A 26,620-nucleotide genomic window follows, 5' to 3' on the forward strand; every position below is an offset into this window, starting at 1 on the left:
CCCAGACGTTTTCCGGGGCGCCCGCGGGGCCCGGGCGTTCCGGTTGCGGGGCCCGGGCAGGGGTGGGGAATCTGGAGGGCGGGCGGGGTGAGAAGGAGAGGGCCATGAGTGAGGACAGGATCGATCGGGAGATCGGCATCGGCGCGCCGGTGGAGCGGGTGTGGGCGGTACTGACCGAGGGGGAGCATGTGGGGAGGTGGTTCGGGCAGGGGGAGCCGGCGCGGGTGGAGTTGTGGCCGGGGGGCACAATGCTGCTGGATCACGGCGAGTACGGGCGGTTCCCGACCACGGTCGTCGCGGTGGACCCGCCGCGTCGGCTCTCCTACCGCTGGGCCTCCGGGCACCCCGGGGAGCAGGCGGCCGAGGGCAATTCGACGCTGGTGGAGTACATCCTCACCGCCGAGGGCGAGGGCACCCGGCTGCGGATCACGGAGAGCGGGTTCGCCTCGGTGGACGTGCCCGAGGAGCACCGGGCGCAGGCCTCGTACGAGAGTCATGACGGCGGCTGGGCCGGTCAGCTCGTCAACATCCGGGATTACGCCGAGGCGCTGGGTGATCGGTGATCGGTGATCGGTGATCGGTGAAGAAATAGTGGCGGCAGGAACCGATCCGGTCGCTCGCTCGTCCTGAACAGATGGAACCGCCCCCGTTCCGGCGTGGGGGCCGGAACGGGGGCGGGTTCTTGGGGGCCGAGGATCGACTCGGCCCGGGGGGAGCGGTCAGCCCATGTGCGGGTAGCCGTACTCCGTCGGAGCGACCAGCGTCTCCTTGATGGCGCGGGTCAGCGTCCAGCGCATCAGGTTCTGCGGGGCGCCCGCCTTGTCGTTGGTGCCCGAGGCACGGCCGCCGCCGAAGGGCTGCTGGCCGACCACGGCACCGGTCGACTTGTCGTTGATGTAGAAGTTGCCCGCGGCGAAGCGGAGCTTCTCCATCGTGTGCGCGGCGGCGGCGCGGTCGTTGGAGATGACCGCTCCGGTCAGCGCGTAGTCGGAGACCGACTCCATCTGGTCCAGCATGGCGTCGTACTGGTCGGCGGAGCTGTCGTCGTATACGTACACCGCGAGGATCGGACCGAAGTACTCGGCCTTGAAGACCTCGTTCTCCGGGTCGGAGCACTCGATGACGGTCGGGCGGACGAAGTAGCCCACCGAGTCGTCGTAGCTGCCGCCGGCGACGATCGTGCAGCTCGGGTCGGTCTTCGCGCGGTCGATCGCGGCCTTGTTCTTGGCGAACGAGCGGTCGTCGATGACGGCGCCGATGAAGTTCGACAGATCGGTGACATCACCCATGGTGATGCCGTCGACCTCGGCCGCGAACTCCTCCTTGAAGCCGTCGTTCCAGATGGACGCCGGGATGTACGCACGCGAGGACGCGGAGCACTTCTGGCCCTGGAACTCGAAGGAGCCGCGGGTCAGCGCGGTCTTCAGCACGGCGCGGTCGGCGCTGGGGTGCGCGACCACGAAGTCCTTGCCGCCGGTCTCGCCCACGATGCGCGGGTAGGAGCGGTACTTCTCGATGTTGTTGCCGACCGTCTTCCACAGGTGCTGGAAGGTGCGGGTCGAGCCGGTGAAGTGGATGCCGGCCAGGTCGCGGTGGTTCAGGGCCACCTCGGAGACGGCGATGCCGTCGCCGGTCACCAGGTTGATGACGCCCTTGGGCAGACCGGCCTCCTCCAGCAGCCGCATCAGCAGCACGGCGGAGTGGGTCTGCGTCGGGGAGGGCTTCCACACCACGACATTGCCCATGAGCGCGGGCGCGGTGGGCAGGTTGCCCGCGATGGCGGTGAAGTTGAAGGGCGTGATCGCGTAGACGAAGCCCTCCAGCGGCCGGTGGTCCATGCGGTTCCACACGCCCGGCGCGTTGGCCGGGGGCTGCTCGGCCAGGATGTCGCGGGCGTAGGCGACATTGAAACGCCAGAAGTCGATCAGCTCACAGGGAGTGTCGATCTCCGCCTGCTGGGCGGTCTTGGACTGCCCCAGCATCGTGGAGGCGGCCAGCGTCTCGCGCCAGGGGCCCGAGAGCAGCTCGGCGGCGCGCAGGATGATCGCGGCGCGGTCGTCGAAGGACATCGCGCGCCACGCGGGGGCCGCGGCCAGGGCGGCGTCGATCGCGTCCTGGGCGTCCTGCTCGGTGGCCCCGGCGAAGGTGCCGAGCACCGCGCCGTGGTTGTGCGGCTGAACGACGTCGACCCGCTCGCCGCCGCCCATCCGGCGCACGCCGCCGATGGTCATCGGCAGCTCGATCGGGTTCTCCGCCAGCTCCTTGAGCTTGACCTCAAGACGGGCGCGCTCCGGGGAGCCGGGGGCGTAGCCGTGAACCGGCTCGTTGACCGGCGCGGGGACCTTGGTCACAGCGTCCATGGGTGCCGAATCTCCTTAAGCAGTGGGTCAGTCAGGTGGGGGTGTTCAGCCGCGGCTGACCAGCGAACGCAGGAAGAACGCCAGGTTGGCGGGGCGCTCCGCGAGGCGGCGCATGAAGTATCCGTACCAGTCGGTGCCGTAGGCGATGTAGACACGCACCCGGTGGCCCTCGGCGGCGAGACGGTGCTGCTCGGCCTCGCGGATGCCGTACAGCATCTGGTACTCGTAGTCCTCCAGCTTACGGCCGGCGCGGCGGGCCAGCTCCTGGCCGATGGAGATGATCCGCGGGTCGTGGGACCCGATCATCGGGTAGCCCTCGCCCTCCATCAGGATCTTCAGGCAGCGGATGTACGCCTTGTCGACCTCGGCCTTGTCCTGGTAGGCGACGGTCGCGGGCTCCTTGTAGGCGCCCTTCACCAGCCGGACCCGGGAGCCCGCCTCGGCGAGCGCGTGGCAGTCGTCCTCGGTGCGGAAGAGGTACGACTGGACGACCGCGCCCGTCTGGGGGAAGCGCTCCCGCAGCTCGGCGTGGATCGCCAGGGTCGAGTCGACGGTGGTGTGGTCCTCCATGTCGAGGGTGACCGTGGTGCCGATCTCGGCGGCGGCCTCGACGACGGGGGTGACGTTCTTCAGCGCCAGCTCATGGCCGCCGGTGAGGGCCTGGCCGAAGGAGGAGAGCTTGACCGACATCTCGGCGCGGACGCCGAGGCCGAGCGGCTTGAGGGCCTCGATCAGCTCCAGATAGGCGTCCCGGGCGCGGAGCGCCTCGGAGGGGTCGGTGATGTCCTCGCCGAGGACATCGAGCGTGATCTCCAGACCGCGGGCGGCGGTCTCCTGGACGACGGGGATCGTCTCCAGGACCGACTCACCGGCGATGAAACGGTTCACCACGGGCTTGGTGACCGGGGCGGCCGAAACGATGCGGCGCATCTGGTCGCTGCGCGAGGCGGCGAGGATCACGGGACCCAGCACGGGGACCTCCATCAAGAAGTACGGGCGCCGGGCGGATCGCGGGAAACGGATCCGGAACGGCACGAAGAACCACTGTGAAATTTAAGGATCACCACGGGGTCCGGCCATCGACAGCTGTCACGCATCCGTGGCCCGGATCTCAGACAGATGTCTGAAGGGCATGCCAGAATGTCCGGATGAAGGGCGATTACCAGGAACTGGTCGATGAGATCTCCGGCCTGCTGGCGGCCCCGGCGACGCTGGAGAACCGCGATTTCGGGCTGATCGCCTTCGGCGCGCACGACAGCGACGACGACAGCGAGATGGACCCGGTCAGGACCCGGTCGATCCTCACCCGGAAGTCCTCCCCCGCGGTCCGCGCCTGGTTCGAGGGGTTCGGCATCGCCCGGGCGACGGGCCCGGTGCGCATCCCGGCCGCGCCGGACGCGGGGGTCTTCCGGGACCGGATCTGCCTTCCGGTACGCCACCGGGGCATCGTCCTCGGCTATGTCTGGCTGCTGGACACCAGCCCCGGCCCCTCCGAGGAGCGGCTCGCGGCGGCGATGGAGGTCGCCGAGCGGATCGGCGGACTGCTCGCGGACGAGGAGCGGGCCGGCACGGACCTGGCCCGGGAGCTGCGCGCGGCGCTGACGGCACGGCGGGGCTGGCAGTACGACATGGCGGTGGCGGCGCTGCGGACGGCGCTCGGCGGCGACGAGCGCGGCTCGGAGGGGCCGCACGCGGTGGTCTGTGTGACCCCCTGGCCCTCGGCGGACCCGGCGTCCGCGCGCTCGCTGCCCGGGGTGGCCGCGGTGTGCACGGTGCCGGTGGGGCCGGACGGGACGTCCTCGGGGGCCGACTCCCCTCCGCCGCCCGATCCCGGCTCCGGCTCCGGCTCCGGCCCGGGCGAGGAGGAGCCGGATCCGTCCGGTTCCGGTTCCGGTTCCGGCTCCGGCGCTTCCGGTGCCTCCGGGGAGAGGCGTACGGGCGTCCACTCGCTCGCCGTACTGATGCGGCTGCGGGCCGCCGACACCCCGGCCCCCGCGCTCACCGCCGCCGAGCGGCTGCGCGCCGCGGCGGGCGGGGCCGCGACCGCGGGCGTCGGCGAGCCCCGGCGCGGGCTCGCCGAGCTGAACGCCGCCTGGCGGGAGGCCGCCGCCGCGGCCCGGGCGGCCTCGGCCCAGCCGGAGCTGGGCCCGGTCGCCCGGTGGGCGGAGATCGGACCGTACCGGCTGCTGACCGCGCTGCCCCCGCGGACCGCCCCCGACCCCGCCGTCCGGGCGCTGCTGGAGCGTTCGCACACCGAGCTGGCCCGTACCGCCGAGGTCTTCCTTGACTGCGCCGGGCAGGCGGGGCGCACCGCTTCGGCGCTCGGCGTCCACCGGCAGACCCTCTACTACCGGCTCTCCCGGGTGGAGCAGCTGACCGGTCTCGATCTGGCGCGGGGAGAGGACCGGCTGCTGCTGCACATGGCGCTGAAGGCGGCCCGGCTCTGAGTGCCGGGAAGTACGGGGTGCCCGTACCGGAATCCATGGCGGGCGGGTGCTCCGGCGGGCTCCCGGACCGCTGCCGGCTGTCCGGAACAGACCTGTGACTGGTGTGACAGGAGTTGCGCATGGCCCTCTTGAGGCCCGGGGACCTGCGAGCTAGCATCGGATCTTGTGCCAGGCCCCGTACGCGGTGGCCGATTAGTTCCCTCAATTCCCTTGCCCGTTACCCGATTGACCATCGACCGAAGGCAGGCGAAGAGGAATGTCGGCATCGCAAGGGGTCCCCGCCCCGTTATCCGGCGCGGGCAAGGCTCATCCACCACCGTAGCCGTGCGACGGCAGGCCGTTCCCGGCCGGATTCCGCATGTCTCACGGGCTCTCCCGCGACATTCGGCACGGTGGGTTCGAGCAGGCCGTCACGGCGCCACGCATCACCGACAACGGACAAAAACGGTGCGCACCGCAGACAATCATGCCGCTCGACGACTGTACGGAAAGGAGCAGCGATGCTCGGTGAGACCGCTCGCACGTGGCTGCGACGATGGGACGAACAGCAGGAGCGCTACAGCCCGGACCGCGATGAACGGTTCGAGGTGGTCGTCGATGTCACCCGGTGGTCCCTGGAGCGGACCGCTCCCGCGCGGCCCGGAATCGTCGATCTGGGATGCGGGACCGCGTCGCTCGCGACCCGCCTCGCCCGGGCCCTGCCGCACGCCGATGTCGTGGGCATCGACGGCGACCCGCTGATGCTGGGGCTGGCCGAGGAGGCCGTCGTGGGCACCGGCGCCCGGCTGCTGCTGGACGATCTGAACGCCCCCGGCTGGGCGGACCGCGCCGCCGTGGACGGCCCCTGGCACGCGGCCGTCTCCTCGACGGCGCTGCACTGGCTGACCCCGGAGGCCCTCACCGAGGTCTACCGCGAGCTGGCGGCCAGGCTGGCTCCGGGCGGTGTCTTCGTGGACGCCAACAACCGCGGACCGGAGGACTCGGAGGCGGTGCGCGGTCTGGCCCGTGAGATCCGCGACCGCCGTGCCGAGCGGGCGGGCCGGGCGGACCGTGAGGACTGGGCCTCCTGGTGGAAGGCGTTCCTCGCCGAGCCCGAGCTGGCCGATCTGGTCGAGGCCCGTTCCCGTACGGCGGTCGGGCGGCACGCCTTCGCCCCTCCGTACTATCCGAGCACCCAGGAGCAGACGGAGCTGCTGCTCGCGGCGGGCTTCAGCGCGGTCACCACGGTCTGGCAGTGCGGCGACGACAGCGTCCTGGTCGCCGTTCGCTGACGGATCCGGTACGGGTGAGGGCCCGGCCCCACGAAGCGCGGGCTTCGTGGTGGCCGGGCCCTCACCCGTACCGGCGGTGGCCGCTCAGTCGGTCAGATTGACCGAGCGGGCGGAGGTCGCGCCGATCTCCTCGGCGATCTCGTTGAGCACCGGCTGCGGGACGTTCTCGTCGACGGTGAGCACGACGAGCGCCTCGCCGCCCTCCTCCGCGCGGGAGACCTGCATGCCCGCGATGTTCAGACCGGCCTCACCGAGGATCCGGCCGACGGTGCCGACGACGCCGGGGCGGTCCTCGTAGCGGAGGACGGCCATGTGGTCGGCGAGGGCGAGGTCCACATCGTGCTCGCCGATGGCGACGATCTTCTGGAAGTTCTTGGGGCCGGCCAGGGTGCCGGAGACCGAGACTTCCTCTCCGCCGGAGAGGGTGCCGCGCACGGTGACGACATTGCGGTGGTTCGGGGACTCCGAGCTGGTCGTCAACCGGACCTCGACACCGCGCTCCTGGGCGAAGAGCGGGGCGTTGACATAGGAGACCGTCTCGTCGACGACGTCCTCGAACACGCCCTTGAGCGCGGAGAGCTCAAGCACCTTGACGTCGTGCTGGGTGATCTCGCCGTACACCTCGACATCGAGCCGGACGGCGACCTCGCCCGCGAGGGCGGTGAAGATCCGGCCGAGGCGCTCGGCCAGCGGCAGACCGGGCTTGACGTCCTCGGCGATCACGCCGCCCTGGACGTTGACCGCGTCGGGGACCAGCTCGCCGGCGAGCGCCAGCCGCACGGAGCGGGCGACCGCGATGCCCGCCTTCTCCTGGGCCTCGTCGGTGGAGGCTCCGAGGTGCGGGGTGCAGACCACCTGGTCGAACTGGAAGAGCGGGGAGTCGGTGCACGGCTCCTTGGCGTAGACGTCGAGGCCCGCGCCCGCGACCCGGCCCTCCTTGAGCGCCGAGTACAGCGCCTCCTCGTCGACGATGCCGCCGCGCGCGGCGTTGACGATGCGGACGGTCGGCTTGACCTTGTGCAGGGCCTCGTCGCCGATGAGTCCGAGGGTCTCGGGCGTCTTGGGGAGGTGCACGGTGATGAAGTCGGCGACTTCGAGCAGCTCGTCGAGGGAGAGCAGCTTGACGCCCATCTGGGCGGCGCGCGCGGGCTGCACATAGGGGTCGTACGCGACGATCTTCATGCCGAAGGCGGACATCCGCTGGGCGACCAGCACACCGATGCGGCCGAGGCCGACCACGCCGAGGACCTTCTCGCTCAGCTCGACGCCGGTGTACTTGGAGCGCTTCCACTCGCCGTTCTTCAGGGCGGTGTTGGCCTGGGGGATGTTGCGCGCGGTGGCGACCAGCAGACCGCAGGCCAGCTCGGCGGCGGTGACGATGTTGGAGGTCGGGGCGTTGACCACCATCACGCCGGCCTTGGTGGCGGCGGAGACGTCGACATTGTCCAGACCGACGCCGGCGCGGGCGACGACGCGCAGCTTGGGCGCCGCGGCGACGGCCTCGGCGTCGACCTTGGTGGCCGAGCGCACCAGGATGGCGTCGACATCGGCGAGGGCGGGGAGCAGCTCCGCGCGGTCCGCACCGTTGCAGTGGCGGATCTCGAAGTCGGGGCCGAGCGCGTCCACAGTGGCGGGCGACAGCTCTTCAGCGATGAGTACCACTGGCTTCTTGCTGGGTTTCGAGCTCACGTGAGTCCTCACATGTCCAGTGCGGACGGCCGTCCCGACGGCCGCAGGCGGTGGAGGGGGCAAGCCGCGTGGAAGACGCACGACGCTGTGGGCCTGACGCGTAAGTGTTGTTGAGAAGTGTAGTGGTGCATCGGGCGATCTCTTACGCCTCAGTGGCAGGATCACCCGTCCGTGGAGGCCCAGGGGGCGCACCCGGCGCGTCCGCGGGGCGGACGGCGGGCGGGCGGTGAGTGGGCGGCGTACGGGCCGGAACACGGTCCGGAATACGGCGAAGGGCCGGGACACAGCGGCCCCGGCCCTCCCCCACGACTCACGCGTCGTCGTTGTCGACCCAGCTCATGAGCTTGCGCAGCTCCTTGCCGGTGGTCTCCAGCAGGTGGTTCTCATCCTGCTTCTTGTACTCGTTGTACTTCTTCAGACCGCCGTGGTACTCGTCCATCCAGTTACGGGCGAAGGTGCCGTCCTGGATCTCGGCGAGGACCTTGCGCATCTCGACCTTGGTCTGGTCGGTGATGATGCGGGGGCCGGTGATGTAGTCGCCCCACTCGGCGGTCTCGGAGACCGACCAGCGCATCTTCTCCAGGCCGCCCTCATACATCAGGTCGACGATGAGCTTCAGCTCGTGGAGGCACTCGAAGTACGCGATCTCGGGCTGGTAGCCGGCCTCGACCAGGGTCTCGAAGCCCGCCTTGACGAGCGCCGAGGCGCCGCCGCAGAGCACGGCCTGCTCGCCGAAGAGGTCGGTCTCGGTCTCTTCGGTGAAGGTGGTCTTGATGACGCCGGCGCGGGTACCGCCGATGCCCTTGGCGTAGGAGAGGGCCAGCGCGAAGCCGTTGCCGGTGGCGTCCTGCTCGACGGCGGCGATACACGGAACGCCGCGGCCCTCCTCGTACTGGCGGCGGACCAGGTGGCCCGGGCCCTTGGGGGCGACCATGGCGACGTCGACACCGGCCGGCGGCTTGATGAAGCCGTAGCGGATGTTGAGGCCGTGGCCGAAGAACAGCGCGTCGCCGTCCTTCAGGTTCGGGGCGATGGACTCCTCGTAGACCTGGGCCTGGAGCGGGTCCGGCACCAGGACCATGATGACGTCGGCCTCGGCGGAGGCCTCCGCCGCGCTGACCACGCGCAGGCCCTGCTCCTCGGCCTTGGCCTTGGACTTGGAGCCCTCGTGCAGACCGACGCGGACGTCGACGCCCGAGTCGCGGAGCGACAGCGCGTGGGCGTGGCCCTGGCTGCCGTAGCCGATGACCGCGACCTTGCGGTTCTGGATGATGGACAGGTCGGCGTCGTCGTCGTAGAACAGCTCGGCCACTGGGATATCTCCTTGATGTACGGGTGTGCGTCCCACCGTACGGCGGGTGCGCCTGAGGAAGTCTTCCGGTCTCGCATAGCGAGCACTGCCGCGGGGCTGTGCCGTCGGTGTACCGGCGGATGTCACAGCCCCGGGCGGGGGTTCCGCTTCTACGCGCTGCGGTCCAGGGCCCGCAGGGAGCGGTCCGTGATGGAGCGCGCGCCGCGCCCTATGGCGATGGTGCCGGACTGGACCAGTTCCTTGATGCCGAACTGCTCCAGCATCTTGAGCATGGCGTCCAGTTTGTCACCGGAGCCGGTCGCCTCGATGGTGACCGCGTCGGGCGAGACGTCCACCGTCTTGGCGCGGAAGAGCTGGACGATCTCGACGATCTGGGAGCGGGTCTCGTTGTCGGCGCGGACCTTCACCAGCACCAGTTCGCGCTGGATCGCGGAGCCGGGCTCCAGCTCGACGATCTTCAGAACGTTGACCAGCTTGTTGAGCTGCTTGGTCACCTGCTCCAGCGGCAGATCCTCGACGTTGACCACGATGGTGATGCGCGAGATGTCGGGGTGCTCGGTGACTCCGACGGCGAGCGAGTCGATGTTGAAGCCCCGGCGGGAGAACAGCGCGGCGATCCGGGCGAGGATGCCGGGCGTGTTCTCCACCAGGACGGAGAGCGTGTGCTTGGACATGGATCGGTCTCTCGTCTCTCTCTGCTCGCTCAGTCGTCTTCGCTGTCGCCGAAGTCGGGGCGGACGCCCCGGGCGGCGAGCACCTCGTCGTTGGAGGTGCCGGCGGCGACCATGGGCCACACCATGGCGTCCTCGTGGACGATGAAGTCGATCACGACCGGGCGGTCGTTGATCGCGTTGGCCTCGGCGATCACCTTGTCGAGGTCGTCCGGGGACTCGCAGCGCAGCGCGTAGCAGCCCATGGCCTCGGACAGTTTGACGAAGTCGGGGACCCGGGTGCCCGCGCTGGGCTCCTTGCCGGAGGCGTCGGGGCCGGAGTGCAGCACGGTGTTGGAGTAGCGCTGGTTGTAGAAGAGGGTCTGCCACTGGCGGACCATCCCGAGGGCGCCGTTGTTGATGATGGCGACCTTGATGGGGATGTTGTTGAGCGCGCAGGTGGTGAGTTCCTGGTTGGTCATCTGGAAGCAGCCGTCGCCGTCAATCGCCCAGACGGTGCGGTCCGGGGCTCCGGCCTTGGCGCCCATGGCCGCGGGGACGGCGTATCCCATCGTTCCGGCGCCGCCGGAGTTCAGCCAGGTGGCGGGCTGCTCGTAGGTGATGAAGTGGGCGGCCCACATCTGGTGCTGGCCGACGCCGGCCGCGTAGATGGTGTCGGCGGGGGCGAGCTGGCCGATGCGCTCGATGACCTGCTGCGGGGAGAGGGTGCCGTTGTCGGGCTGGTCGTAGCCGAGGGGGTAGGTGTCCCGCCAGCGGTTGAGGTCCTTCCACCAGGCCGTGTAGTCGCCGGTGTGGCCCTCGCTGTGCTCGGCCTGGACGGCCTGGACCAGATCGGCGATGACCTCGCGGGCGTCCCCGACGATCGGGACGTCGGCGGTGCGGTTCTTGCCGATCTCCGCCGGGTCGACATCGGCGTGGACGATCTTCGCGTACGGGGCGAAGCTGTCCAGCTTGCCGGTGACGCGGTCATCGAAACGGGCTCCGAGGGCGACGATCAGGTCGGCCTTCTGGAGTGCGGTGACGGCGGTGACCGCACCGTGCATGCCCGGCATTCCGACGTGCAGCGGGTGGCTGTCGGGGAATGCGCCCAGCGCCATCAGGGTGGTGGTGACGGGGGCTCCGGTGAGTTCCGCGAGAACCTTCAGCTCGGCGCTGGCGCGGGCCTTGATGACCCCGCCGCCGACGTAGAGGACCGGGCGCTTCGCCTGGACGATCAGCTTGGCGGCCTCCCGGATCTGCTTGGCGTGCGGCTTGGTGACCGGGCGGTATCCGGGCAGGTCCAGGACGGGCGGCCAGCTGAAGGTGGTCCTGGCCTGGAGGGCGTCCTTGGCGATGTCGACCAGGACGGGTCCGGGGCGGCCGGTGGAGGCGATGTGGAAGGCCTCGGCGATGGTGCGCGGGATGTCCTCGGCCTTGGTGACCAGGAAGTTGTGCTTGGTGATCGGCATGGTGATGCCGACGATGTCCGCCTCCTGGAAGGCGTCGGTGCCGATCGCCTTGGAGGCGACCTGGCCGGTGATCGCGACCAGCGGGACGGAGTCCATGTGCGCGTCGGCGATCGGGGTGACCAGGTTGGTCGCGCCGGGCCCGGAGGTGGCCATGCAGACCCCGACCTTGCCGGTGGCCTGGGCGTAGCCGGTGGCCGCGTGTCCGGCCCCCTGCTCGTGCCGGACGAGGATGTGGCGGACCCGGGTGGAGTCCATCATCGGGTCGTACGCGGGGAGGATCGCGCCTCCGGGGATGCCGAAGACGGTGTCGGCGCCCACCTCTTCGAGAGAGCGGATGAGGGACTGCGCGCCCGTGACGTGCTCGACTGCGGAGGTCTGGTGTCCGCCGTTACGGGCCCGCGGCTGCGGATGGTGGGCCCCGGTGGCCTGCTCGGTCATCGGCATTCTCTTCTCGAAGCTGAGGGCTGAAGCTGAGGGTTCTGCGATGTGTGACTGAGGGTTTCGCGTGGATTCTTGTGCTTGTGCACGGGCGTCGGTGCAATAAAAAACCCCTCGTGCCGTGAGGCAAGCGAGGGGAGCGCGTCGGTGGGAGTCAGCGGGGTCCTGTGGTGCAGGTCCCCGCTCAGCCGACGCGCTTTCCAAGTACGAGAATTCGGGTGCGCATGGCATTGACCCTCTCCCTGACCCGCTGTCACTGTCAAGCGGGTGGGACGCGCGTCTCACTATTTGGTCGTGGGGACTGTCCGGGCGGACAGTCCCCGGGCGGCTACTTGGTCCATTGCGGATGCTCCACCCGCCAGCGGTGCGGTACGGGCAGGGCGAGGCCCGCGGGTACGGGGAAGTCGTCCCGTACCAGCGCGCGGCGGAGCCGGTACTCGTCCAGCAGTCCGGAGAAGGCCATGCCCTGGCCGTGGGTGCAGCCCATGGCGCGCAGGGCGATCACCTGCTCCGGCGCGTCCACCCCGTCGGCCACCGTCTGGAGGCCGAGATCGCCGGCGATTCTCAGCAGCCCATTGGTGATCTTGTGCAGCCGGGCGGACTCCACGACCCCCTCGACCAGACATCGATCGAGTTTGACTATGTCCACGGGGAGTCTGCGCAGTGCGGTGAGGGCGGCGTGGCCGGTGCCGAAGCCGTCGAGGGCGATCCGGACGCCGAGTCTGCGCAGGGAGACCAGGCGCTGTTCCAGCTCGTCGAAGGAGATCCTCGGGTCGCTGTCGGCCAGCTCGACGATGAGCGCCCCGGAGGGCAGTCCATGGCGGCTGAGCAGGGCTTCCACGGTGCCCATCGGCAGCGATCTGTCCAGCAGCCGGCGGGCCGAGAGCCGGACCGAGACCGGCACCCGGTGGCCGAGCCGGTCCCGCTCGGCGGCCTGCTGCACGGCCTCCTCCAGCAGCCAGCGGCCCAGCTCGGCGGTGCGGTCGCTGTCGGCGGAGACCCGGAGGAACTCGGCGGGGGTGAAGAGGATGCCCTGGGCGGAGCGCCAGCGGGCCTGGGCGGTGACGGATTCGATCCGGCCGGTGGTGAGGCTGACCACCGGCTGGTGGAGCAGGGCGAACTCACCCTCGTGCAGGGCGCTGCGCAGCCGGGCGGCCAGCTCGGTGCGGCGCACCACCTCGGCCTGCATCTGGGGGACGTACAGCTCGACGCGGTCCTTGCCGCCGGCCTTGGCCCGGTACATGGCGAGGTCGGCGTTGCGCATCAGATCGCTGGGGGTGATCCCCTTCTCGGCGAAGGCGACCCCGATGGAGGCGGCCACCCGGACGTCGTTGCCGTCGATGCGGTAGGGCTGGGAGAGGGTGAGCCGCAGCCGGTCGGCGATCTCGACCACCTGGCTCTCGCGGTCGGTCTGGTCGCGGATGCCCTCGCCGAGGATGAGGGCGGCGAACTCGTCGCCGCCGAGTCTGGCGGCGGTGTCCCCGGAGCGCACGGACTCCTCCAGCCGGTGGGCCGCCTGGATCAGCAGCTGGTCGCCCGCCTGGTGGCCGAGCCGGTCGTTGACCGCCTTGAAGCCGTCGAGGTCGATGAAGAGCACGGCGGTGCCGGGGTCGCCCGCGCGGCGGCCGGTGAGCGCCTGGCGGACCCGCTCGGTGAACAGCGCCCGGTTGGGCAGATCGGTGAGCGGGTCGTGCTCGGCGCTGTGCTGGAGCTGGGCCTGGAGCCGGACCCGGTCGGTGACGTCCCGGCTGTTGAAGATCAGCCCGCCCTGGTGGCGGTTGACGGTGGACTCCACATTGAGCCAGTCGCCCGCGCCGGAGCGGAAGCGGCACTCGATGCGGGTGGTGGGTTCGTCCGGGGAGGGGGCGGCCAGGAATCTGCGCACCTCGTGCAGGACCCGGCCGAGGTCGTCGGGGTGGATGAGGGAGGAGAGCGGGGAGCCGACCAGGTCCTCCGCCTCCCGGCCGTAGACCCCGGAGGCGGCGGGGCTGACGTAGTGCAGCGTCCCGCCCGGGGCGGCGATCATGATGACGTCGCTGGAGCCCTGGACCAGCGAGCGGAAGTGGTTCTCCTTCTGGGCCAGCTCATGGGTGAGGGCCACATTGTCCTGGAGCATGATGCCCTGCCGGACGACGAGGGCGAGGACGACCGTGCAGCCGGTGAGCACCACGACGCGGTCCACGGTGCGTCCCTCGACCACGTTGTAGAGGATTCCGAGGGTGCAGACGGCGGCGGCGAGATACGGCGTGAGCGCGGCCAGCGAGCCGGCCGCCGGGCGGCCGGGGTGGCGCGGGGCGGCCGGCTGCCGGGGCGGCTCGGCGCCGCGGCGTGCGCCCCAGGGGGCGTAGGCCAGCAGCAGCGAGCCGGCGAACCAGCCCGCGTCGAGCAGCTGTCCCGAGCGGTAGCTCTCGCGGAGCAGCGGCGAGGTGAACAGGGCGTCGCAGACGACGGTGAGGGCCAGCGCCCCGATCGCGGTGTTGACGGCGGAGCGGTTGGTGGCCGAGCGCCGGAAGTGGAGGGCGAAGACCATGCTGACCAGCACGATGTCCAGCAGTGGATAGGCGAGCGCGAGTGCGGCGGGAGCCACGCTCTCGCCCTGGACACGGGTGGTGTGGGCGAGCGCGAGGCTCCAGGAGAGGGTCAGCAGCGAGCCGCCGATCAGCCAGGCGTCGAGGCCGAGGCAGACCCAGCCGGCCCGGGTGACCGGGCGTTTGGCGAGGACGAGCAGGCCGATGATGGCCGGCGGGGCGAAGCAGAGGAAGAAGAGATCGGCGACGGAGGGGCCGGGCACCTCGCGGTCGAGGACGATCTCGTACCACCCCCAGACCGCGTTTCCCGCGCAGGCCATGGCGGAGGAGAGCGCGAAGAGCAGCCAGGCGGGCCGGGCGCGGGGCGGGCTGATGCGGGCGTAGAGGAAGCAGGAGACGGCGGCGATCAGGGCTCCGGCGCTGAGGCCGAAGTCGCCCATGATCAGTGCCAGTTCGCGGGAGCCCCAGCCGAGGGCCGCGCCCACGGCGTATCCGGCGCAGACGAGGGCGAGGAGAAGCTGGGTGAGCAGTCCCGTGCCGGCGGGGACGGACTCACGCGCCATCAGCGCCCCCTGGGCGTTCACCGCCCCGCTCCTCGCGGCGCGGCGGGGCGGGCCCGGGCGGGGAGGGAGAGGGTCGGCGGCGGCTCGGGAGCGCGCCGTGCGGCGGGCGAGGGTCGTCGGCGACGTCCTCGCCGTGTCGGATCTTGGGTCCATTGGCCGTGCATCGCCCGTCGCCCCCCTCAAAAGTCTGATCGGCAGTCAGGTCGCGTCAGCCGGGTCGTGTCAGCGCACCGCCCCTTTGCACCGGCGCAGCCCCCAGGTCCGGACGATACACCAGGATTGTCACTCAGGGACATAGGCCCTCTACTCTCAGTGACCATCATTCGCCACGCAGGCACGCGGAGCGATCGGATGACTTCGCAGAGTTTTCGCTTGTGACGACGGAGTGACGGGGCGTCGCTGTCATGGTGCCTGTGCACCGGGTGGCTGGGGAAGGCTGGGGCTATTCGGTGGTGAGTACGACATTCTCCAGCGGCAGGCCCTCGACAAAACGGCGGACCTGGGCCGCCAGCAGCCGCCGAGCACGCGGGAGAAAGGCGGAAGTGGAACCTCCGACATGGGGACTGATCAGCACTCCAGGAGCGCCCCACAGCGGGTGTCCGGAGGGCAGCGGCTCGGGGTCGGTGACATCCAGGGCGGCCCTCAGCCGCCCCCGGGTCACCTCGGCGAGCAGCGCCCCGGTGTCCACCACCGCGCCCCGGGCGACATTGACCAGAAGTGCACCATCCTTCATCCCTGCCAGGAACTCCGCGTTCACCAGGCCCTTCGTCAGAGCGGTCAGCGGAGTGGCGAGGACGACCACATCGGCGTCCGGGAGCAGAGAGGGCACATCGGCGAGCGCGTGCACCTCCCCGCGCTCCGTGGTGCGTGCGGAGCGCGCGACGCGCACCACCCGCGCGCACTCAAAGGGAATGAGCCGGTCTTCGATCGCCGCGCCGATCGCCCCGTATCCAATGATCAGCACCGACTTGTCGGCAAGGGCCGGATAGAAGCCCGTCCGCCACTCCTGGGCGTCCTGGCCCCGGACGAATTCGGGGATGCCGCGCAGTGAGGCGAGGGTGAGAGTGAGCGCGATCTCGGCCGTGGAGGCGTCGTGCACACCCTTGGCGTTGCAGAGGCGTACGCCGGAGTGCAGCGTTCCGAGGTCTGGTTCGAGATGGTCGGTGCCTGCGGAGAGTGTCTGAATGACCCGCAAAGAAGTCATCCCGGGCAGTGGGAGCACCCCGATGTCGGGCTTGAGGTAGGGGACGGTGTAGAAGACGCAGTCGGCCGGGTCGGCGGGAAATTCCGGTTCGCCGTCCCAGAAACGGTAGGAGAAATCCGTTCCGGCGAGCGTCGGGAGACCGCTGATCCCGTCGGCCGGCAGCGAGAGCCATATGTCAGACGTCATGGCCAGCAGGCTAATTGGTTAGGGTCTTTCGTTTGGATCAGGCTGGATGAGCGAGCGGGGTCTGGTGCCGTGGATCGCAAGGCGGAGGAGGGAGTCGACGCGGAGCGTCGGCGACCGACGACAACGCGGCGAGGCATGGCACCAGGGCACGCGAGCCCAGCAAGATCCAAACGAAAGACCCTGGTTTGGTGGGCGGCTGAGGGAGGGGTACGGGCAGGTGGAGCGCAGGACACTGGGTGCGGCGGCTCTGGAGGTGGGCGCGGTCGGGCTCGGCTGTATGCCGATGAACTGGGCCTACACCACCTCTCAGCAGCGCGGGGAGCGATCGCTGCGCACGGTGCACGCCGCGCTGGACGCGGGCTCCACCCTGCTGGACACGGCCGATATGTATGGTCCGTTCACCAATGAGCTGCTCATCGGGCGGGCGTTGAAGACGCGGCGCGCGGACGCCTTCGTCTCCACCAAGGTCGGGCTGCTCGCCGGGGATCAGCATGTGGTGGCCAATGGGCGGCCCGGCTATGTGAAGCGGGCGTGCAACGCCTCGCTGCGGCGGTTGCAGACCGATGTGATCGATCTCTATCAGCTGCACCGCGCCGATCCGGAGGTGCCGGTCGAGGAGACCTGGGGGGCGATGGCGGAGCTGGTGGGGGCCGGGAAGGTGCGCGCGCTCGGGGTGTCCGCGATGGGGGTCGGCTCGGTGGGGGTGCGTACCGCGCACAGGTCCGACGGAGATCTGTACGAGGGAACGATCCGGCAGCTGGAGCGGGTCCAGCAGGTGTTCCCGGTGAGCGCCGTCCAGGCGGAGCTGTCGGTGTGGTCGCGGCAGGCGCTGGAGCGGCTGCTGCCCTGGTGCGAGACGCGCGGGATCGGGTTTCTGGCGGCGATGCCGCTGGGGAACGGGTTTCTGAGCGGGACGCTCACCCCCGGGCAGGGGTTCGAGCCGGACGACATACGGGCGCGGCACCCGAGGTTCACGGCGGAGATGATGGCGGCGAACCAGCCGCTGGTGGCGGGGTTGCGCAGGATCGCCGAGCGGCACGGTCCGGGTGTCACCCCGGCGCAGGTGGCGCTGGCGTGGGTGCTGGGGCGCGGACGGAACGTGGTGGCGGTGCCGGGGACCAAGCGGGTGGAGTGGGCGGTGCAGAACGCCTCGGCCAGCCGGCTGGGGCTCTCGCCCCGGGACGTCTGGGAGATCGAGGGGCTGCCGGGGGCGCGCGGGTCGTGGGACTGAGCGCGGCCCGGCCGCCGGCGTACGCGGGCCGGGCGCGGGCCGCGTACGGCAGGCGGCCGAATCGGGAACCTTGCGGGGCGCGGTGGAGTAGGAAGGGTGTGAGGGGGCACGAGCCGCCGCCGTCGGGAGGATCGGAACTGTGCAACGTCCTGGGATGACGGCCGCGCTGGCCGCGGTCGTGGCTCTGCTGGCCACCGGATGCTCTTCGGACGGCGGGGACGCCGGATCGGGCGGACTGCCGGGGCTGACCCCCTCGGCCTCCGCCCCCGCCCCCGCCCCCGCCCCGGCGTCCTCGTCCACCGGCCCCGGCGGCGCGGGCCGCGGCGCGTCGGACGCCCCGCCGCCGCCCGCGAAGGGGTCGGTGAAGGTCGCGGCCACGCTCACCGAGGGGCTGAAGTCACCGTGGGGCGCGGCCGTGCTGCCCGGCGGCGATCTGCTGGTCGCCTCCCGGGACGAGGGCACGATCACCCGGGTCGGCGCGGCGGACGGCAAGAAGACCGTGGTCGGCTCGGTGCCGGGGGTCGCCCCCGCGGGTGAGGGCGGGCTGCTGGGGCTGGCCGTCTCCCCGAGGTTCGCCTCGGACCGGCAGGTGTACGCGTACTTCACCACCGCTTCGGACAATCGCGTCGCCCGGATGCTCTTCGACGAGCGAAAGCCCGCCGGGAAGCGGCTGGGCGCGCCGGACACGGTCCTGCGGGACATCCCCAAGGGGATCACCCACAACGGCGGGCGGATCGCCTTCGGCCCGGACGGGATGCTGTACGCCGGGACGGGCGAGGTGGGTGAGACGGGGTTGTCGCAGGACCCGAAGTCCCTCGGCGGGAAGATTCTGCGGATGACCCCGGACGGCCGTCCCGCGCCGGGCAATCCGGATCCGGATTCGCTGGTGTACTCGCTGGGCCATCGCAATGTGCAGGGGCTGGCCTGGGACTCCGGGGACCGGCTGTGGGCCGCGGAGTTCGGCCAGAACACCTGGGACGAGCTGAATCTGATCGAGCCGGGGAAGAACTACGGCTGGCCGGAGGCCGAGGGCCGGGCCGGGAAGGCCGGTTTCGTGGACCCGGTGGCGCAGTGGTCCACCGAGGAGGCGTCCCCCAGCGGGATCGCCTACGCCCAGGGCTCGATCTGGATGGCGGGACTGCGCGGCGAACGGCTCTGGCGGATCCCGCTGGACGGCCCGAAGCCCGCCGCGGAGCCCGAGGCCTTCCTCACCGGTGAGCACGGCCGCCTCCGCACGGTCCTCCCGGCGGACGGCTCCGGGCTCTGGCTGCTGACCAGCGAGACGGACGGCCGGGGCACCCCGGAGCGGGAGGACGACCGGATCCTCCGGCTCGATGTGAGCTGAGGGGCGCGCCCCGGGGTCGGGCGGGGACGCCCCGGGGTCAGGCGGGGACCTGGTCGTCGGCGGAGGGGAAGAGGCGGAGGCGGTGGGCGAGGGCGGCGGCCTCGCCGCGGCCGGAGACGGAGAGCTTGGCGAGGATGTTGGAGACGTGCACGCTCGCCGTCTTCGGGGAGATGTAGAGCGACTGGGCTATCTGGCGGTTGCTGCGGCCCGCCGCCACCAGCCTCAGGACGTCCTCCTCGCGCGGGGTGAGGCCGAACGCCGGGCCCGGCGCGGCGGTGGGAGCGGTGGGCGCTCCGTCCGTCAGGGAGAGCCGGGCGCTCTGGGCGAGCAGGGCCGTCTCATCCGCCAGGGGGCGCGCGCCGAGCCGCCGGGCGGTGCCGGCGGCGCACCGCAGCAGCTCGGCGGCACGGTCCCGGTCCTCGGGGAGGAGCGCCTGTGCCAGGCGGACGCGGACCGCCGCCCGCTCGTACGGGAAGACGGCGCCCTCGAAGGCCTCGTCGGCCTCCGCCCAGTCCGCGGCCGTGTCGCGGCTCTCGGCGCGCAGCAGCTCGGCGCGCACCCATCGCTCATGGGCGATCCAGACGGGGACCGTGGCGGCGAACGAGCCGGCCGTCTTCCGGATGAGGTCCAGCGCCCGCGCGCGGCCCTCGTCCGCCGAGGGAAGGCCCCGGGCGTCGGCCTCCAGGGCGGCCGCGGCGCGCAGCAGCGGCCAGGCGTACCGCTGGGTGCCGGGCGGGAAGCCCTGCTCGGCGACGCGGCGGAACTCGGCGCGCGCCGACTCGACCCGCCCCTGCCCGACGGCGACCCCGATGGCGATGGCGGCCATCGGGAGGGAGCTCTGCGGCATCGGGTCGTTCGGTCCGAAGTGGTCGCGGGCCGCCGTCAGCAGCCGGGCCGCCCCCTCGGTGTCGCCCCGGGCGAGGCCGAGGGCGGCGAGCTGGAGGGTGGCGAAGCCCCGGGGTTTGGGGCTCGGTCCGATGCGCAGGCCCCGCTCTGCGGCGGCGAGCGCCTCGTCCCAGCGGCCCAGGGTGTAGTAGGACTCGGCGAGGTTGCCGAGGATCCACGCCTCGGAGTCGAGCAGTCCGTAGTGGTGGGTGAGGTCGATGCCCTCGGTCATGACCTCCACGGCCTCCTGGGAGCGGCCGACGGCCTCCAGGACGGTCGGGAGGGTGGCGTGGACGCGGCCGATGAGCGTCGGCAGGCCCCGGGCGACGACGCGGTCGCGGACGGCGCGCATCTCGGCGAGGCCGGCGTCGTGGTCGCCCGCGTCGACCATGAGGACGCCGAGGACGAACCGGGCGCGCAGCTCGATCTCCTCCGCGCCGACCATCCGGGCGTACTCCACGGCGCGCTCGGCCGTTTCGAGGGTGTCGGGGCCGGGGGCGTGCAGCCTTCGCCAGCCGGCCGCCTCGGCGAGCACTTCGGCGTGGACGGCGGAGGGCGGCAGCCCGCGCACCAGCTCCTGTGCCTGGGCCAGCTCGGCCCAGCCGTCGCCCCGGCCGAGGGCGGAGACGAGCCGGGAGCGCTCGACGGAGAACCAGGCGGCGCGCAGCGGGTCGCGCTCGTCGGCCGCCAGCCGCTGACCGCGTTTGGTGATCTTCAGCGCGCGTTCGCGCTCGCTGCTGAGCCGGCCGGCGACGGTGGCCTCGGCCATCAGGTCGAGGAAGCGCAGGGGGGTGGTGCCGGGGTCGCAGCCGCACGCCGGATACGCCTCGGCGTAGTCGAGGGGCCGCAGCCCCGCCCGGGTCTCGTCGGGGACGGCGTCCCACAGCTCCATGGCCCGCTCCAGGAGTCTGAGCTGCTCGGCGTAGGCGTGGCGCAGCCGGGCCTCGACGGAGGCGCGGAGCACGGCGGGCAGGGCCTTGGCGGGGACGCCCGCGTGGTACCAGTAGCTGGCGAGGCGGGTGGTCCGCTCGTCCTCCCGGACGAGTGAGGGGTCGGCCTCCAGCACCTCGGCGTAGCGGCGGTTGATCCGGGAGCGTTCGCCGGGGAGGAGATCGTCGCTGACGGCCTCGCGGGCGAGGGAGTGGCGGAAGCGGTAGCCGTCGCCGTCGGCGCTGGCCAGCAGGATGTTGGCGCCGACGGCGGCGCGCAGCGCCTCGATGAGGTCGTCCTCGGGGAGCCGGGCGACGGCCAGGAGGAGTCCGTACTCGACGGTGGAGCCGCCTTCGGCGAGGATCCGGGCGATGCGCTGGGCGTCCTCGGAGAGGGCCTCGACCCGCACGAGGAGGATGTCGCGGAGGGAGTCGGAGAGTCCGCAGACATTGCCCTCGGCCATGATGCGGGCGAGTTCCTCGACGAAGAAGGCGTTGCCGTCGGAGCGGTCGAAGACGCGGTCGACGAGGGCCGCCTCGGGTTCGGCGCCGAGGATGCCTGCGAGCTGGCGGTGGACCTCGCCGCGGGTGAAGCGGGTCAGCTCGACGCGCTGGACCGTGCGCAGCCGCTCCGTCTCGGCGAGGAAGGGCCGCAGCGGGTGGCGGCGGTGGACGTCGTCGGAGCGGTAGGTGGCGATGGCGACGAGGCGGCCCCGGCGCAGGGTGCGGAAGATGTACGAGAGCAGATGGCGGGTGGAGGCGTCGGCCCAGTGGATGTCCTCCAGGACGAGGACGACGGTGCGCTCCGCGCTGATGCGTTCGAGCAGGCGGACGGTCAGCTCGAAGAGGCGCGCCATGTCCTGTTCGTCGTACCGGCTGTGGTCGCCGCGCGGGCGGGGGCCCAGCTCGGGCAGGAGCCGGGCCAGCTCTTCCTCATGGCCTTCGGCGGCGGCGGCCAGCTCGCCGGGGAGCAGGCGCTCCAGGGCCCGCAGGGCGGTGGAGAAGGGGGCGAACGGCAGTCCTTCCGCGCCGATCTCGACGCAGCCGCCGACGATGACGACCGCGCCCCCGCGGGACGCCTCGGCGATCAGTTCCTCGATGAGCCGGGTCTTGCCGACGCCGGCCTCGCCGCCGACGAGCAGCGCCTGCGGCGCCCCGGCGCGGGCCGCCGAGGCGAGGCCGAGCGCGCCGGTGAGCACGGACAGCTCACCGGCGCGCCCCACGAACACGGGACTGACTGACCTGGTCTCCACGCTGTGGAGCATCGCACAGGGCTCTGACAGTGCGACAGCTCCGGCGGCGGCGGGGACGTTCACGACGCTGGTCAGGCAGCTCGTGCGAAGCGCTCGGACGGGTCGCTCACCCGGCCCTGCGGGTTCTCGCCGGAGCGATTCGCGGCCCGCCGCGCCGTGCGGAGCCGGCGGGTGAGCCGGTAGGTCTCGGCCTGCTCGACCAGTTCGGCCCTGCGCAGTTCCTGAAGCCGGTACTGAAACATCTCTGCCCCCTGTGGATCGGTGTCGGTGCGGCCGGCGTGTTCGCCGCCGGGCCGTGACACCAATCTCGTCCGCCAGGGGGGTGCGTCGCATGGGGAGGGTTCCGCATCTTCGCGCGGGGAGGGTCCTTAGACGCGGCTCCCCCGCCCGGGCCGGGCCCGGCCCGGGTTCTAAGGCCGGGTCGTGGTCGCCTTAGAAGGCGCCCCGGGCCGGTCGGCGGCACGGTCCGCGGCACGGGTCAGCGGGGTACGGAGTAGAGGTGGGGCGTGGTGGTGCTCAGCTCGGTGAAGCCGAGCCGCAGCAGGATCGGGCGGCTCTCGTCGGAGGCGTCGACCTGGAGGTGGCTGTGGCCCCGGGCGGCGGCGACGGCGGCCCGGTGGGCGACCATGGCGCGGTAGACGCCCCGGCCGCGCCAGGCGGGCACGGTGCCGCCGCCCCAGAGTCCGGCGAATCCGGCCGCCGGGTTCAGCTCCAGGCGCGCGGCGCAGACCGGTTCGTCGCCGGCGAGGGCCACGGTCAGCACCGCGGTGTCCAGGCCGAGCTGCGACAGCAGCTGCTCCCGCAGCCGGGTGGGGCGCTCGCCGAAGGCCCGCTCCTGGGCCCGGGCCATCAGCTCGACGCCCGCCGCGTCGGTGACCTCGACCAGCCGGACGCCCTCGGGCGGCCGGGCCGAGGTGTCGAGCGCGGCGGTCTCGGCGACCATGAGCGCCTCCGGGGGCTCGGGGGCGAAGCCCGCCCCCAGGAGGCGTTCACCGAGGTCGCCGGGGAGGTCGTGGGAGTAGAGCTTCCACTCGAAGTCCAGGCCCGGCGCGGTGTAGTGGTCGATCTGGGCGGCGATGGCCGCGTCCGCCGTCCGCTCGTCGAGACCGGACCAGAGGACGCCGTTCCAGTCGTGCTCGCCGCCGGTCTGGCGCACCACGGCGCCCACCCGTTCGACCCGGGCCCCGGGGCTGTCGGGGACGGCCTCCCGGCGTACCCGGCGGTCGAACAGGGCGAGCGTTCTCTCTTGATCCATCCGCCGAGTGGAACACCGCCGCGGGGCGGACGCCACCGATATTCGCCGCGTGGGGCGGTCGGTCAGCTCCCGCCGCCCGCGCCCGCGCCGCCGCCGTCGGGCATGGGCAGGACGTCGACGTACATCCCGATCGCGGCGAGCAGGCCGAGGAGGCCGAGGACGGCTCCGCCGGCGGCGACGGCGCGGATCCACACGGGGGTGCGCGGCAGTGCGAGGACGGCGATGCCGACGATCACGGCGAGGGTCGCGAAGACGCCGTTGACCAGGGCGGTGGTGTGCCAGGCGTCGCCGTAGAGCGCGGCGATCTGCTCGGCGGGGGTGGCGCTCTGGGAGGTCTCGAACCTGCCCAGCAGGGACTGGCGCTCGGCGGCGATCGTGCCGACCCAGCTGCCGCTGAGACCGATGACGCCCAGTCCGGCGGCGACGACGCCCGCGGTGGCGGCCAGCAGCCCCGAGGACTCGCGGGGAGACTCGTCCAGCTCCTCGGCGTCGGCGTCGGCTTCCGCGACCTCAGAGGCGTCAGAGGCCTCAGGAGACTCAGGGGCCAGGGCCTCCGCGGTCTCCGCGGGGGCCTCCTCGCCGTCCTTGCGGAGGCTGGGGGCGGTGGTGTCGTCGGTGGTCTTGTCGGTGTCCGTGGGGTTCATTGGGCGCACGGTAGGCGGCCCGTCTGAGAGTCCCCTTAACGACCGGTGCGCCGGAGCGCTACGCGCCCGCCCGGTGCTCGCGCCACTCGGGGGCGAGCACGGACCAGACTTCCAGGTCCTTGCGTACGCCCCGGTGGGAGGAGGCCTGTCGCAGCACGCCGTCCCGGCGCATGCCCAGCCGCTCGGCGACCTTGACGCTCGGGGTGTTCTCGCTGGAGACGACCCACTCGATCCGGTGAATGCCGCGCTCCTCGACCGCCCAGTCGATGAGGATCCCGGCGGCCCGGGTGACCAGGCCCCGGCCCACGGCGGACGGCTCCAGCCAGCAGCCGACCTCGCAGGTGCCCGCGCCGGCGTCGAAGAGCCGGAAGAGCACTCCGCCGACGAGTGTCCCGTCGAGCCGGATGCCGAAGATCCGGCCGCTGTCGGCGGCCTGTTTGTCGGCGTACGACTGGAGGAAGGCGCGCGCCGCCGCCAGGTCGCCGGCGGCGTCCGGGAGGCCGATGTGGCGTCCGACGTACTCCCGGCCCCGGTCCATGTGGGCGAGGAACTCCGCCGCCTGCCAGGGCTCCAGGGGGCACAGCTCCGCGCGTCGGCCGTCGGCCGTCTCCAGGGGTGTCGCGAACATGGTGGTCTTTCCTCCGGACCGGTTTACGGCACGTTTACGGCACGAGCCGTTCGTCCTGGCTCATGCGCGGCTGAGGAATCTTCGCATAATCATGAGAATTGGGCGGCTCAATACTGATGCGGGGCAGCCGCCGGTCCAGGGCGCGCGGGAGCCACCAGTTCGCTCCGCCGAGCAGATGCATCAGGGCGGGGACGAGCAGGGTGCGCAGGACGAAGGCGTCCAGGGCGACGGCGGCGGCGAGCGCGATGCCGAACATGGCGATGACCCGGTCGCCGCTGAGGACGAAGGCGAGGAAGACCGAGATCATGATCACGGCGGCCGAGTTGATCACCCGGCCGGTCTCGGCGAGCCCCACCCGCACCGCGCGCCGGTTGTCGCCGGTGGCCAGCCACTCCTCGTACATCCGGCTGACCAGGAAGACCTGATAGTCCATGGAGAGCCCGAAGAGCACCGAGACCATGATGACCGGAAGGAAGGGCTCTATCGGGCCCGCCCGGCCGAGGCCGAGCAGTTCGCTGCCCCAGCCCCACTGGAAGATCGCGACGACGACGCCGAAGGAGGAGGCGACGGCGGCCACATTCATCAGGGCGGCCTTCAGCGGGACGGCGACCGAGCGGAAGGCCAGCAGCAGAAGCAGACAGCCGAGGGCGATGACGACGCCGACGAAGAGCGGCAGCTTGCCCACGATGACCTCGGCGAAGTCGTCGTAGCTCGCGGTCACCCCGCCGACGTGCACGGCCGGTCCCGAGGGGCCGACGGCGGCGGGCAGCAGCTCGCCCCGGAGCCGGTCGACGAGTTCACTGGTCCGCTTCGACTGGGGCGAGGAGTCGGGTACGACGGTGAGCACCGCCGTGTCACCGGCGGGGTTGTACGTCACCGGGCCGGCCGACGCGATGCCCCGGGCCTCGCCGAGGGCGGCGGGCAGCCGCTCCAGCGCGGCCCGGTCCGCCGGGGAGCCGACGCGGGCGACGAGGGTGAGCGGGCCGTTGACGCCGGGGCCGAAGCCGCCCCCCGCGCCGGGGCCGCCGTGGGCCAGCAGGTCGTACGCCTCGCGGGTGGTGGAGCCTGCCGGGTTGTTGCCCTGGTCCGAGGTGCCGAGATGGAGCGAGAGGGCGGGGAGCGCCAGGACCGCCATGATGACGGCGGCGACCGCGCCCAGCGCCCTGGGGCGCTTCTCCACCAACGCGGACCAGCGGGCCGCGAATCCGGTCGGGAGCTGCGGCCTCGGCCCGCACTCGCGCAACCGCCGCCGTTCCCGGCCGCTCAGCGCCCGGGGGCCGATGTACGAGAGCAGGGCGGGCAGCAGGGTCACCGAGGCGGCGACGGTGAGGATCACCGTCAGGCAGGCGGCGACCGCCACGCCGTTGAGGAAGTTCAGCCGCAGGATGAGCATGCCCAGCAGGGCGATGCAGACGGTGGCCCCGGCGAAGACGACCGCGCGTCCGGTGGTGGCGACGGCCGTGACCGCGGCCCGCTCCACGGGGAGTCCTGCGCGCAGTCCGGCGCGGTGGCGGGTGACGATGAAGAGGGCGTAGTCGATGCCGACGCCGAGGCCGATGAGGAGTCCGAGCATCGGGGCGAAGTCGGCGACGGTCATCACATGGCCGAGCAGGACGGTGCCCGCGTACGCCGCGCCGACGGAGACGAGGGCGGTGGCGATGGGGAGCAGACTGGCGGCGAGCGAGCCGAAGACGAGGAAGAGGACCACGGCGGCGACGGCCACCCCGACGGCCTCGGCCAGATATCCCTGGGGGGCCTGGGCCCGGCCCATGGCGGCACCGCCCAGCTCGACCCGGACCCCGTCGGCCGCGGCGGCTCTCGCGGTCTCCACCAGCTCTTCGACCGCGCCCGCGGGAAGGTCTTCGGCCCGCTGCCGGAAGGTGACGTCCGCGTAGGCGGTGCGCCCGTCGGGACTGATCCGCACGGCCCCGCCCGCCTCGTACGGGCCGGTGACGGCGGCCACCGGTTCGAGCGCGGCGACCGACGCCAGCATGCGCTCCATCGGCCGCCGCACGGCCTCGGCGCGGACCCCGCCGTCCTCGGCGTGCCAGACGACGGTGGCGCCGTCCCCGCCCGCGGCGCCCGGGAAGCCCCGCTCCAGGAGCTGGGCGGCGCGGCCGGACTCGGTGCCGGGGACCTCGTAGTCGTTGGAGTAGGCCGTTCCGGCGGCCCCGGCGGCGAGGGCCGTGCCCGCGGCGGCGAGCACCCATATCAGCACGGTGACGAGTCGGTGCGTGACGCACCAGCGGGCGATGGCTGCCAACGGAGGTGCCCCCTGGGTGAAATTCTTGGATCTTCGCTGGGGAACACCCCGGAAAGAACGCGTGACATGC

At 72.0% G+C, this 26,620-nt stretch carries 19 protein-coding genes; 5 read left to right on the top strand and 14 right to left on the bottom strand.

The features are described from left to right. The first annotated feature begins 104 nt into the window (after positions 1-104). Entirely contained in the window at positions 105-563 is a 459-nt protein-coding gene (locus IE247_RS23845) for an SRPBCC family protein (RefSeq protein WP_190125299.1), read from the top strand. A 156-nt stretch (positions 564-719) separates the two neighbouring features. Here IE247_RS23845 and pruA read toward each other — a convergent pair whose 3' ends face one another. Both pruA and IE247_RS23855 read right to left on the bottom strand, forming a co-directional pair. Continuing rightward, positions 720-2,360 (bottom strand): L-glutamate gamma-semialdehyde dehydrogenase, encoded by a 1,641-nt coding sequence (pruA, locus tag IE247_RS23850; RefSeq protein WP_190125300.1) that lies wholly within the window; start codon positions 2,358-2,360, stop codon positions 720-722. A gap of 45 nt (positions 2,361-2,405) precedes the next feature. Continuing rightward, positions 2,406-3,332, bottom strand: a complete 927-nt coding sequence (locus tag IE247_RS23855; RefSeq protein WP_190125301.1) for a proline dehydrogenase family protein — start codon at positions 3,330-3,332, stop codon at positions 2,406-2,408. A gap of 176 nt (positions 3,333-3,508) precedes the next feature. On the opposite strand from IE247_RS23855, the gene IE247_RS23860 reads away from it, so the two are divergent. Further along, entirely contained in the window at positions 3,509-4,807 is a 1,299-nt protein-coding gene (locus IE247_RS23860) for a PucR family transcriptional regulator (protein WP_190125302.1), read from the top strand. A gap of 500 nt (positions 4,808-5,307) precedes the next feature. Beyond that, complete coding sequence (locus IE247_RS23865; RefSeq protein ID WP_190125303.1) at positions 5,308-6,078, top strand: class I SAM-dependent methyltransferase; 771 nt, start codon at positions 5,308-5,310, stop codon at positions 6,076-6,078. A gap of 84 nt (positions 6,079-6,162) precedes the next feature. Here the strand turns inward: IE247_RS23865 and serA are convergent, their stop codons facing one another. From serA to IE247_RS23895, 6 genes are all read right to left on the bottom strand, one after another. Then, positions 6,163-7,767 (bottom strand): phosphoglycerate dehydrogenase, encoded by a 1,605-nt coding sequence (gene serA / locus IE247_RS23870; RefSeq protein WP_190125304.1) that lies wholly within the window; start codon positions 7,765-7,767, stop codon positions 6,163-6,165. 310 nt (positions 7,768-8,077) lie between these two features. After that, positions 8,078-9,079: a ketol-acid reductoisomerase gene (gene ilvC / locus IE247_RS23875; RefSeq protein WP_190125305.1), complete on the bottom strand. Its 1,002-nt coding sequence runs from the start codon at positions 9,077-9,079 to the stop codon at positions 8,078-8,080. A gap of 149 nt (positions 9,080-9,228) precedes the next feature. After that, positions 9,229-9,753 (bottom strand): acetolactate synthase small subunit, encoded by a 525-nt coding sequence (ilvN, locus tag IE247_RS23880; protein ID WP_190125306.1) that lies wholly within the window; start codon positions 9,751-9,753, stop codon positions 9,229-9,231. 29 nt (positions 9,754-9,782) lie between these two features. Further along, on the bottom strand, positions 9,783-11,642 hold the full coding sequence (locus tag IE247_RS23885) for an acetolactate synthase large subunit (protein WP_190125307.1): 1,860 nt from the start codon (positions 11,640-11,642) through the stop codon (positions 9,783-9,785). Between the two features lie 322 nt (positions 11,643-11,964). Further along, entirely contained in the window at positions 11,965-14,748 is a 2,784-nt protein-coding gene (locus IE247_RS23890; protein WP_229869302.1) for a putative bifunctional diguanylate cyclase/phosphodiesterase, read from the bottom strand. A gap of 421 nt (positions 14,749-15,169) precedes the next feature. Next, on the bottom strand, positions 15,170-16,117 hold the full coding sequence (locus IE247_RS23895) for a 2-hydroxyacid dehydrogenase (protein ID WP_229869303.1): 948 nt from the start codon (positions 16,115-16,117) through the stop codon (positions 15,170-15,172). 217 nt (positions 16,118-16,334) lie between these two features. Between IE247_RS23895 and IE247_RS23900 the strand changes: the two genes are divergently transcribed. Both IE247_RS23900 and IE247_RS23905 read left to right on the top strand, forming a co-directional pair. Beyond that, on the top strand, positions 16,335-17,348 hold the full coding sequence (locus IE247_RS23900) for an aldo/keto reductase (protein ID WP_190125308.1): 1,014 nt from the start codon (positions 16,335-16,337) through the stop codon (positions 17,346-17,348). A gap of 154 nt (positions 17,349-17,502) precedes the next feature. Beyond that, positions 17,503-18,693, top strand: coding sequence for a PQQ-dependent sugar dehydrogenase (locus IE247_RS23905; RefSeq protein ID WP_190125309.1), 1,191 nt, complete (start codon positions 17,503-17,505; stop codon positions 18,691-18,693). A 37-nt stretch (positions 18,694-18,730) separates the two neighbouring features. On the opposite strand, the gene IE247_RS23910 is transcribed toward IE247_RS23905, so the two are convergent. The 6 genes from IE247_RS23910 to IE247_RS23935 form a co-directional block, all read right to left on the bottom strand. Next, entirely contained in the window at positions 18,731-21,772 is a 3,042-nt protein-coding gene (locus IE247_RS23910; RefSeq protein ID WP_190125310.1) for a helix-turn-helix transcriptional regulator, read from the bottom strand. Positions 21,773-21,831: 59 nt separating this feature from the next. After that, the gene (locus tag IE247_RS23915) at positions 21,832-22,002 is read right to left on the bottom strand and encodes a hypothetical protein (protein ID WP_190125311.1); all 171 of its coding nucleotides are present in this window, start codon (positions 22,000-22,002) and stop codon (positions 21,832-21,834) included. Positions 22,003-22,238: 236 nt separating this feature from the next. Further along, on the bottom strand, positions 22,239-23,015 hold the full coding sequence (locus IE247_RS23920) for a GNAT family N-acetyltransferase (protein WP_190125312.1): 777 nt from the start codon (positions 23,013-23,015) through the stop codon (positions 22,239-22,241). 62 nt (positions 23,016-23,077) lie between these two features. After that, positions 23,078-23,659, bottom strand: a complete 582-nt coding sequence (locus tag IE247_RS23925) for a hypothetical protein (RefSeq protein ID WP_229869304.1) — start codon at positions 23,657-23,659, stop codon at positions 23,078-23,080. Positions 23,660-23,717: 58 nt separating this feature from the next. After that, a complete protein-coding gene (locus IE247_RS23930; RefSeq protein ID WP_190125314.1) occupies positions 23,718-24,287 on the bottom strand; it encodes a GNAT family N-acetyltransferase in 570 nt (189 codons plus the stop codon). A gap of 34 nt (positions 24,288-24,321) precedes the next feature. Then, positions 24,322-26,550 (bottom strand): MMPL family transporter, encoded by a 2,229-nt coding sequence (locus IE247_RS23935; RefSeq protein ID WP_190125315.1) that lies wholly within the window; start codon positions 26,548-26,550, stop codon positions 24,322-24,324. Between the last annotated feature and the right edge of the window lie 70 nt (positions 26,551-26,620).

The sequence above is a fragment of the Streptomyces inusitatus genome, assembly GCF_014651115.1.
In the GTDB taxonomy this organism is placed as follows: domain Bacteria; phylum Actinomycetota; class Actinomycetes; order Streptomycetales; family Streptomycetaceae; genus Streptomyces; species Streptomyces amakusaensis.